Source organism: Desulfuromonadaceae bacterium, from assembly GCA_019429445.1.
GTDB lineage: Bacteria > Desulfobacterota > Desulfuromonadia > Desulfuromonadales > JAHYIW01 > JAHYIW01.
This window is the reverse complement of sequence record JAHYIW010000018.1, coordinates 61,346-69,580: the sequence shown is the minus strand read 5'-3', so window position 1 is coordinate 69,580 and position 8,235 is coordinate 61,346. Positions and strand designations below refer to the sequence as shown.

Annotated in this window: 13 protein-coding genes; 5 read left to right on the top strand and 8 right to left on the bottom strand. The window is 52.8% G+C overall.

From position 1 onward, the window contains the following. Together K0A93_08915 and K0A93_08910 are read left to right on the top strand one after the other, a co-directional pair. A partial coding sequence (locus K0A93_08915; protein ID MBW6512214.1) for a hypothetical protein occupies window positions 1-282 on the top strand: 282 nt, incomplete at its 5' end. 50 nt (window positions 283-332) lie between these two features. Beyond that, window positions 333-647 (top strand): nucleotidyltransferase domain-containing protein, encoded by a 315-nt coding sequence (locus K0A93_08910; protein MBW6512213.1) that lies wholly within the window; start codon window positions 333-335, stop codon window positions 645-647. An 11-nt stretch (window positions 648-658) separates the two neighbouring features. On the opposite strand, the gene K0A93_08905 is transcribed toward K0A93_08910, so the two are convergent. Both K0A93_08905 and K0A93_08900 read right to left on the bottom strand, forming a co-directional pair. Next, on the bottom strand, window positions 659-955 hold the full coding sequence (locus K0A93_08905) for a DUF167 domain-containing protein (protein MBW6512212.1): 297 nt from the start codon (window positions 953-955) through the stop codon (window positions 659-661). 11 nt (window positions 956-966) lie between these two features. Further along, window positions 967-1,272, bottom strand: a complete 306-nt coding sequence (locus K0A93_08900; protein ID MBW6512211.1) for a YggT family protein — start codon at window positions 1,270-1,272, stop codon at window positions 967-969. 197 nt (window positions 1,273-1,469) lie between these two features. Between K0A93_08900 and K0A93_08895 the strand changes: the two genes are divergently transcribed. The 3 genes from K0A93_08895 to K0A93_08885 all read left to right on the top strand — a co-directional run bounded on the left by K0A93_08895 (window position 1,470) and on the right by K0A93_08885 (window position 4,159). After that, complete coding sequence (locus tag K0A93_08895) at window positions 1,470-2,546, top strand: 3-deoxy-7-phosphoheptulonate synthase (protein MBW6512210.1); 1,077 nt, start codon at window positions 1,470-1,472, stop codon at window positions 2,544-2,546. A 199-nt stretch (window positions 2,547-2,745) separates the two neighbouring features. Continuing rightward, window positions 2,746-3,717, top strand: coding sequence for an acetyl-CoA synthase subunit gamma (locus K0A93_08890; protein MBW6512209.1), 972 nt, complete (start codon window positions 2,746-2,748; stop codon window positions 3,715-3,717). A gap of 142 nt (window positions 3,718-3,859) precedes the next feature. After that, window positions 3,860-4,159, top strand: coding sequence for a 4Fe-4S binding protein (locus K0A93_08885; protein MBW6512208.1), 300 nt, complete (start codon window positions 3,860-3,862; stop codon window positions 4,157-4,159). Between the two features lie 88 nt (window positions 4,160-4,247). Here the strand turns inward: K0A93_08885 and K0A93_08880 are convergent, their stop codons facing one another. The 6 genes from K0A93_08880 to K0A93_08855 all read right to left on the bottom strand — a co-directional run bounded on the left by K0A93_08880 (window position 4,248) and on the right by K0A93_08855 (window position 8,105). Continuing rightward, the gene (locus K0A93_08880; protein MBW6512207.1) at window positions 4,248-4,553 is read right to left on the bottom strand and encodes a type II toxin-antitoxin system RelE/ParE family toxin; all 306 of its coding nucleotides are present in this window, start codon (window positions 4,551-4,553) and stop codon (window positions 4,248-4,250) included. Beyond that, window positions 4,550-4,819, bottom strand: coding sequence for a type II toxin-antitoxin system ParD family antitoxin (locus tag K0A93_08875; protein ID MBW6512206.1), 270 nt, complete (start codon window positions 4,817-4,819; stop codon window positions 4,550-4,552). Before K0A93_08875 ends, K0A93_08880 begins: the two co-directional genes overlap by 4 nt. Before the next feature lie 110 nt (window positions 4,820-4,929). Continuing rightward, the gene (locus tag K0A93_08870; protein ID MBW6512205.1) at window positions 4,930-5,067 is read right to left on the bottom strand and encodes a hypothetical protein; all 138 of its coding nucleotides are present in this window, start codon (window positions 5,065-5,067) and stop codon (window positions 4,930-4,932) included. Between the two features lie 239 nt (window positions 5,068-5,306). Then, entirely contained in the window at window positions 5,307-5,984 is a 678-nt protein-coding gene (locus tag K0A93_08865) for a hypothetical protein (protein ID MBW6512204.1), read from the bottom strand. Beyond that, window positions 5,981-7,063 carry a DUF262 domain-containing protein gene (locus K0A93_08860; protein MBW6512203.1) on the bottom strand — a complete coding sequence of 361 codons (1,083 nt, stop codon included), beginning with the start codon at window positions 7,061-7,063 and terminating at the stop codon, window positions 5,981-5,983. The genes K0A93_08865 and K0A93_08860 overlap by 4 nt, the downstream gene beginning before the upstream one ends. After that, window positions 7,056-8,105, bottom strand: a complete 1,050-nt coding sequence (locus K0A93_08855; protein ID MBW6512202.1) for a DNA cytosine methyltransferase — start codon at window positions 8,103-8,105, stop codon at window positions 7,056-7,058. The genes K0A93_08860 and K0A93_08855 overlap by 8 nt, the downstream gene beginning before the upstream one ends. Window positions 8,106-8,235: the final 130 nt, after the last annotated feature.

The window sequence follows — 8,235 nt, the reverse complement described above, 5'->3', positions numbered from 1 at the left end:
CTGCTGCACAACCGTCCGCCGGAAATCGTTTCACTGCCGACCGGGATGGTTGATGGTCGCTTCGTCTATCAGGTCGAAGCCACTGATCCCGAGGGTGATCCCCTCACCTTTGCTCTTGAAGGCGCTCCACAGGGGATGGAGATCGACCCTCAGCGCGGGCTGATCGACTGGCAGGTGCCGCCAACTTTAAGTGGCAATTACGCGATAAAAATACTGGTCAGCGATGGCGACGCCAAAGCGTATCAGACGTTCGGTTTGACTTTCAGTCAGCAACAGCAGTAAGACCTGCAAATACTGATTGTTCATGCAGACAAATATGCTACAGTAACCTCATGAATCCTGAAGAAAAGCATATCCTTGAAACCTTCAAAAGCATGCTGCAAAAAAGGGTGCAGCTAGACACCTTTGCCTTGTTCGGTTCACGCGCCAGGGGGGATGCCGTGTGTTATTCTGACATGGATGTTTTGGTGGTGGTCGACCAACTGGATCCGCCTACAGCAGACTATATAAGCGATTGTGCATGGGAGTCTGGATTCGAAAGCGGTATCGTCATTATTCCGGTCTCTTATTCGAAATCAGAATGGGAAGGCATTGAAAGCGAATCCCTGCTTGCTGCCAACATCAGAGCCGAAGGGGTTTTCTTGTGACACAGATATTCTTATCCGCAATCATCAGCCAGCCGCGCCACGACTTCGGCCAGTGTCACCCCCCGCACCAACACGCGCTTGTGCCGTGATTTTTCCCCCGCCACCACCTCTACGTTGCTTTTGGCAACCCTCATCCGTTTGGCGATGAATTCACGGCAGAGCTTGTTGGCCGCACCGTCGACCGGCGGTGAGGTCAGGTGCACCTTGATCTCACCGCCGTACACACCGATGATTTCGTTTTTGCTGGCGCGCGGCTGCACGTGCAGGGCGATAATCACACCATTAGCGCTGACGGTCAGGAAATCCATGGCAAAGGCAATCAGTATCCGGTGAGGGTGCGCATGATCATGGTGAGCAGGGTCATGATCAGTTGTCGGCTGATTTCGAGAGCAATCAGCAGCGCGATCGGGGTAAAATCCATGCCGCCGAAATTGAGCGGCAGCATCCGCCGCAAGCGGTCGAGCAGGGGATCGGTGGCATTGTGCAAAAAACGCACGATCGGATTGCAGGGGTCGGGATTGACCCAGGAGACCAGCGCCCGGGCAATGACCACGTAGATATAAAGTTGTATCACCAGGTTGGCGATTGCCGCCACCGCGCGTAACAAAACCAGCAGAAGTTCCATGGTTGACCTTTCGGGAAAGAAAGTACTGATGCAAGTTTCTGTTTATACCGCATCGCCGGAAAAGGTGTCAAATTTTTACGCAGGTCAATGGCGATGAAACTTGATCTTTATGCAGAAAACCGTTAGATTGGCGCTGTTTTTCAATCAACGCCAATCTATCTGCAAACAAGCGATGTTACCGACAAAGGAAACACAGCATGACCGACACCAGTAATATCCATGTCAGGGAACTCACCCCGATTATCTCCCCGGAAAGCCTGAAACAGGTCTTTCCCTTAGCGGAAGGTGCCGCCCAGTTTGTTCTCCAGGCACGCAAGCAGATTCGCGACATCATTTTTCGCCGCGACCGGCGCTTGATGGTGGTCGTCGGACCGTGCTCCATTCATGATCCGCATGCCGCGCTTGACTATGCCCGGCGCCTCAGCGCCCTGAGCGCTGAGCTGCACGATCAACTGCTGCTGGTGATGCGCGTCTATTTCGAAAAACCACGCACCACGATCGGCTGGAAAGGGTTGATTAACGATCCTGATATCGACGGCACTCACGCCATTTCCAAGGGACTCGGCATCGCCCGTGGCCTGCAATGCAGCATCACCGAGCTGGGGCTGCCGGTGGCCACCGAGATGCTCGATCCGATTACCCCCCAGTATATGTCCGATTTTATCAGCTGGGGCGCGATCGGTGCCCGCACAACCGAATCGCAACCACACCGTGAGATCGCCAGCGCCCTCTCCTTCCCGGTCGGCTTTAAAAACGGCACCGACGGTGGCTTGCAGGTTGCTATCGATGCGATGGGCGCGGCGTGCAACAAGCACAGCTTTCTCGGCATCAACGGCGACGGGCGCACCGCCATTGTCCATACGGCGGGGAACAAAGATGTTCACATTGTGCTGCGCGGCGGTAACGGCAAGCCGAATTATTCAGCGCAGGATATCGCCAGAACCGAGGCACTGCTCGCCAAGGCAAAGATTTCCAGTGACATCATGGTCGATTGCAGTCACGCCAATTCATTCAAGGATCACGCCCGACAGGAAGACGTTGTGCGTGATGTGATGGCGCAGATCGCGGCGGGGAATCAATCGATCTGCGCGTTGATGATCGAAAGCTTTCTTGAGGAGGGCAACCAGCCGACACCACAAACGCTGGCCGATTTTGAAAATCTCAAATACGGCGTTTCGATTACCGACAAATGTATCGACTGGGCGACCACCGAACGTCTGCTGCGTTTTGCCCATCAGCAACTTAAAGCCATGGGTGGACGAAAAATTGACTGAAACACCATCATCCCCTTCCTGTTGACCGCCTTCAGCGCCGCCGGGAGCGGTGTACGAAGATGCGAAACAGCGCGCCGCTGAAACCTCCCCCGAGACAGGCTGCACCCCGTCGGCACTCCCGCCGCGTGATGTGCCGGGCTATACCCTGTGTCACTACGTCTGTGGCTGGCTCGACAGCGCGCGGGGCGATATCCCGCAAATTGCAACCCGGCTGACCCGGACGGACACCCTCGGTCACTGGCGGATGCGCTGGAACCTCGGGCGTGATCGCTACCGGGTGGTCGCCGGGCTGTATGCTATCGGTACTCCCGACAACCGTGCGCCGGTACTCCTGTGCGCCAACTACAAACTCAGTTTTGACCTGTTGCGCCGCGCGCTCGACGGCCTCGACGCGTGGCTGCTGGTCCTCGATACCAAAGGGATCAACGTCTGGTGCGCGGCAGGGAAAGGAACGTTCGGCACTGCCGAAATCGTGCGCCGGGTCACGCTGAGCGGACTCGACGAAATCGTCAGTCACCGCACGCTGATCGCGCCGCAACTCGGTGCGCCCGGCATTGCCGCCCACCTGGTCAAAAAAGAGTGCGGTTTCAGGATCGTCTACGGACCGGTCCGGGCGGCAGATATCAAAGCGTTCCTGTCCGCCGGGCAGCAGGCCACCCCCGCGATGCGCCGCGTCACCTTCAGCCTCTGGGAACGGGCGATTCTGACCCCGGTGGAATTGACAATTTTCGGGCGCAAGCTGTTGTGGATCGCCCTGCTGCTGCTCCTGCTCGGCGGCATCGGCGAGGGGTTTTTCTCCTTCGGCAATCTCTGGCAGCGCGGCGGCGGCGCGATCCTGACCGGTCTCGGCGGACTCGTTGCCGGTGCGGTCATCACCCCGCTCCTGCTCCCCTGGTTACCGGGGCGGGCGTTTGCGACCAAGGGTGCAATGACGGGGGGAGCGGTGGCGGTTGGTGCCCTGCTGGTCTACGGTCCGACCCTCGGCGTCCTTAACGGCATTGCTTTTCTGTTAAGCATCACGGCGGTCGCCTCCTATTGCGGCATGAATTTCACCGGTTCATCGACCTACACCTCACCCTCCGGAGTGGAGAAGGAAATGCGCCGCGCGCTGCCACTGCAAATGGGCACCCTGCTGCTGGCAGCGGCGTTCTGGTTTGCGGCGGCGTTTTAGGTCCCAGCAACAGCTGATGCTAACCCCCCTCAGTCCCCCCTTACCTAAGAGGGGAGGCCCTGATGTCTCCCCGTGGATAAGGGGAGCTTTAGAAGGGTTAGTCGCGAGAAAACAAGAGCTAACGGGTACGAGGAGCTTCGACATGGCGGAACTCAAATATCTTGACGATGTTTCAACCCTGCAACTCGACACTGGTGGCTGTATCGGTTGCGGCATGTGCGTGGCAGTCTGCCCGCACGCCGTCTTTACGCTCGCCGAGGGCAAAGCCGCGATCAACGACCATAACCGCTGCATGGAATGCGGCGCCTGCGCCAATAACTGCCCGGTCGGGGTCATTACGGTCAAGGCCGGAGTCGGCTGCGCCAGCGCGATCATCTACGGCTGGCTGACAGGGAAAGAACCGCGCTGCGATTGCGGCGACAGTGACGGCGGTTGTTGCTGAGCAGGATCGAGGAGGATGTTCAGCCCCTTGAGTGGGGTTGAAGGGAGCAGCAAATCGCCGAATGTCAAAATATCAGCTGCGTTTTTTGTCACTCGGAGCTCAGGTGACGGTTCGGATCCTGGCGTCCATGCAGCACGCGAACAATCTCGATCCGCTGTGACTGTGCCAGATAAAACACAACATGACTCGCAACGGCGAAACTTCGCATCCCAGGCAGAAGCTCGGGGCGTTCACCGCCCATTCGGGGTTGTTCACACAGTGCCCACAAGCATTCTTTTATCTGCGCAAGATACTCTCCGGAACGGTTCTGCCCCCAGTTGCGCAGGCCGAAGTGATAGATATCTCTCAGGTCATCTCGGGCAGCCGGTGAGATGATGATTTGATTATCATTCATACCTCCGGGCTCGTGAGGATTTCATCAAACAGGCGGTCAAGCCCGTCTTTTGAGGTCATCCTGATCCCCTGTCCCTGCGCGAGTTGATCCACACCAATCTGGAGTTGCACACGCAGGCGGGCGAGGCGGATTTCGCGAATCCATTCCTCATTGGTTTCCATAAAGCGCAAAGCTTCCCGGATGACCTCACTTGCGTTGTTGTAGAGGCCACTTTCCACCTTGGCCTTGATACGTGTTTCCAACTCCGGGGTCAATGAGATATGCATCGATTTCTCCTTGCTGAAAATTCCAGGATCAAATAAACATTACAATGATTGACAATCATTGTCAAAGTTCATCAGGTGGGGGGGATGCGGTGCTCACCATCCCATCCCTGTCACGCAATAAATACTTCCCGATTGTGCCATTCCAGAAACTCACGATCCGGTCTGAATTTTTCAGCGGTGTGGATGCTGGCCCCATGTAACGCAACCAGCGTGTTTGCCGCAAACAGGTCTTTTTTGAGTTTTTTCATCTCCGACGAAACAGCGACAGTTAAGTCCGGTCTGATCGTCAGCAACCCTCGGTCGAATGCTTTGTCATGCAGGACAGAAAGGCAGAGGCCATCACGATTTCATCGACGCCGGCATAAAGACTGACGAATGATCAATCTGATTTGCATCATCCGAAACATCAACCCGCTGAGGCGGAGATTGGCATTCGGAACCTTGGCGGAGTAGTGGCAAGTTTTTCAAGACTTACCGGTTGAAAGGTTCATGGCCTACCGGGTGCAGCCAGATAGTGCTGTTGAGTGATATAGGATGCAACGTTTATGAGCATTGCACTCAGATAGGCGACAATTTTATCTTTAATCCCCCTTAGTTCCGCTACGGTGTAGTCCCTGCCGACTTCCGCAAAGGATTTACTGCCATGGGCAAGATCATTACGGCTGGACTTTACAGTGAGTAAAGACTCGCCATCAGCGGATGGATGGACAAATCCATACTCATTGGCGACCTCTTTAATTTTTCTTGCATCCACGTTACCGGAGAAAATTTTATTCTTTCTGAACGTCTTCGTGACGATATCAGAGGAGAGGCGATTGAGTTCAGGGAGAATGTCATTAACATTGTGTTGTTTCAGATTACTCAGAACAACACGCCGTATTTCCTGCCGACAAGAATCGAAGGAGATGACATGGTTTGAAAGCTCATCAAAAATGGCTTCAATGGCATTACTGACAGTAGATTCCATCAGGTTATACAGTAGGAGGAATGCCGTGGCCTTGAAGGTGCGAACAAGATCTTCCTGTTCCAGCGACTGGTAGGCAGGTTCAAGGCTTTCTCCCTTCTTAATTAGCAAAGTACCACCATGGTCAACGTCAATTACAAAATTGAAATAGGCCTCAATTTCGCAAACTCGATCATTAAAATCCTGCTGTACCCTGATCATGACGGTGTTCCAAGTATTTTATCCCGGACATACTCAATTCGGCGAATAACTTTAGGCCGTGAATTGCTTGCATCGGATCTCATCAGGCTTTTGAATTCCTCTGATTCCAGCCAATCTGTAGAATCTGGGACAATATTCGGATTAATTCGTAACGCCAGAGCCGTGCCAACGGAGATGGCTTCAAAGCGTATACGAGGTGTTCTTACGTGGCCCTTCCCTTTACTGAAGCCATTAGGGAAATACTTTTCAACAAAGGTTAACATCATGTCCCATTCAGCTTGGGCCGAATTTTGCGCACTTTCGTCAAACATCGGTATCGTACTTTTGAGATAGTCATCAAGAAAATCAACTACACTACGGTCGAACTTTTGGTACCCATGTAAATATGCAAAAAACCTGAGTACAAACTCTTGCGGTTCCCGTCTTTTGATTGCTTTCTCACTTAATGGCGCAAGTTGGGTAAACAGCTTTTGTTCAGAGCAGGAGCGCAGAAACTGAAGTAATGGGCCATCATTCGCACCCCAGCGTTGATCCATGTCTGTGAGTTTTACACTGCCAGTATTAATTCTGCTGAAAATATCACGGCGAACGTCTTCATCGGTCCCTTCGCGTAATTCGATCATCCGCATAGTATGGCGACCAAAGCGCCGCTGACGAATTAACGGGAGATCCGCAAACTTGAAGCCGTTGAGCATGGTGAGTTGTTTGAGCCCGGAAAGTTCTAATTCATCGTTCATAAACCGGGCGAGAGTCCTTACTCGCTGAGACCCATCCACTATTTCGGCACGACCCTCCTGCCCTTCAACGTCAGCCAAAAATAGCAACGGGATAGGAAGACCCATGAGAACCGACTCGATGAAACGAGACTGGTGCTCATCTGACCAAGTCAGATCGCGTTGATAGTCTGGGATAAAGAAATCATTGTCATCTTCTTCCAGTCGCTTTAAATACTTTTCAACGATGACTTCTACAGGATATTCACGGGTATCGTAATCGATGATCTTATGGTGTTCGCAAATTTGAGCCTCGGCGGCATCACGATCGGCTGCTGATTTTGCAAAGGAAAAATCCTCAGGCATATTGTTTCCTCCGGGTAGAATGTTTAAGGTGCTGCTTGATTGAGTGGCCAATAGCTTCACCTAGTCGAACAGGAACAGCATTTCCTATCATTCTTCCCAAAGTGGCAAAAGAAACTTGCCCCCCTTTGGGCATAAATTCATAATTTTCCGGAAATGACTGTAAAATAGCGCCTTCGCGTAGCGTTATTGCGCGATCTTGTTCCGGATGGCCGAAACGCCCATTCCCATAACCAAAAAACTGGGTAGTTATGGTGGGGGCCGGTTGATCCCATACCATCCGTCCATAGACACTAGGATAAGTTTGCCCGGACATATCACTATGGCACTTTGCGACCAAATCTGAAGGCCAATCACGCCAACTTCCACCGGGGCGCGAAACCAAGATCCGTTTCAGGTTTAAGGGAGAGAGGCGGCAGGCACGGTGCATGACATCATCAGGATGCTTATCACCTGCCTGGAGAGAGGGTAGATTAGCTATTGCCTCGCGAACTGTACGTGGAGTCGTCAATTTCTGCGGTTTGAGTAAACTGATGGGTCCAAGCAACGACGCCAACAGCACAAGGCGCTTGCGCTGTTGAGGAACTCCAAAATCAGGACAAAAAGCTTCCTGATGGCTGACATGATAGCCAGCTTTTTCCAGAGTGGAGATGAACGCGAGGAATACACTGTGCCGACGAATCTCCGGGACATTCTCCATGCTGATGATTTCTGGTCTGATGTCATTTACTAAACGACCAAACTCATGCAGTAACCCCCACTTGTGATCGTTCTGCTTGTCAAGGCCCTGAGTATATTTTGAGAAGGGTTGACACGGCGCACAACCGACAAGGACGCGAATGTGGCCTACCGGGTAAATTGCGCCAAGTTCCTCTGCCGACAAGTCAGCGATGCTCTTTAACTTGAAAGATGCATTGGCGTTATTGCGTTCATAAGCATATTGACAGGCAGTGTCAATATCATAACCAGCTGCCACTCGAACGCCTGCATTCAACAAGCCCCTGGTAAGGCCACCAGCACCACAGAATAAATCAACCGCTGTCATCAAATCTTGCCTGGCTCGCATAAAATTATCTCTTTGACTTAATGTTCTGCAAAATTATCAATGTTTGTATGACTCTGCAATATAAATGCTCATGGCATACGACAAAGCTGTAAAGATGACCATTACCTCA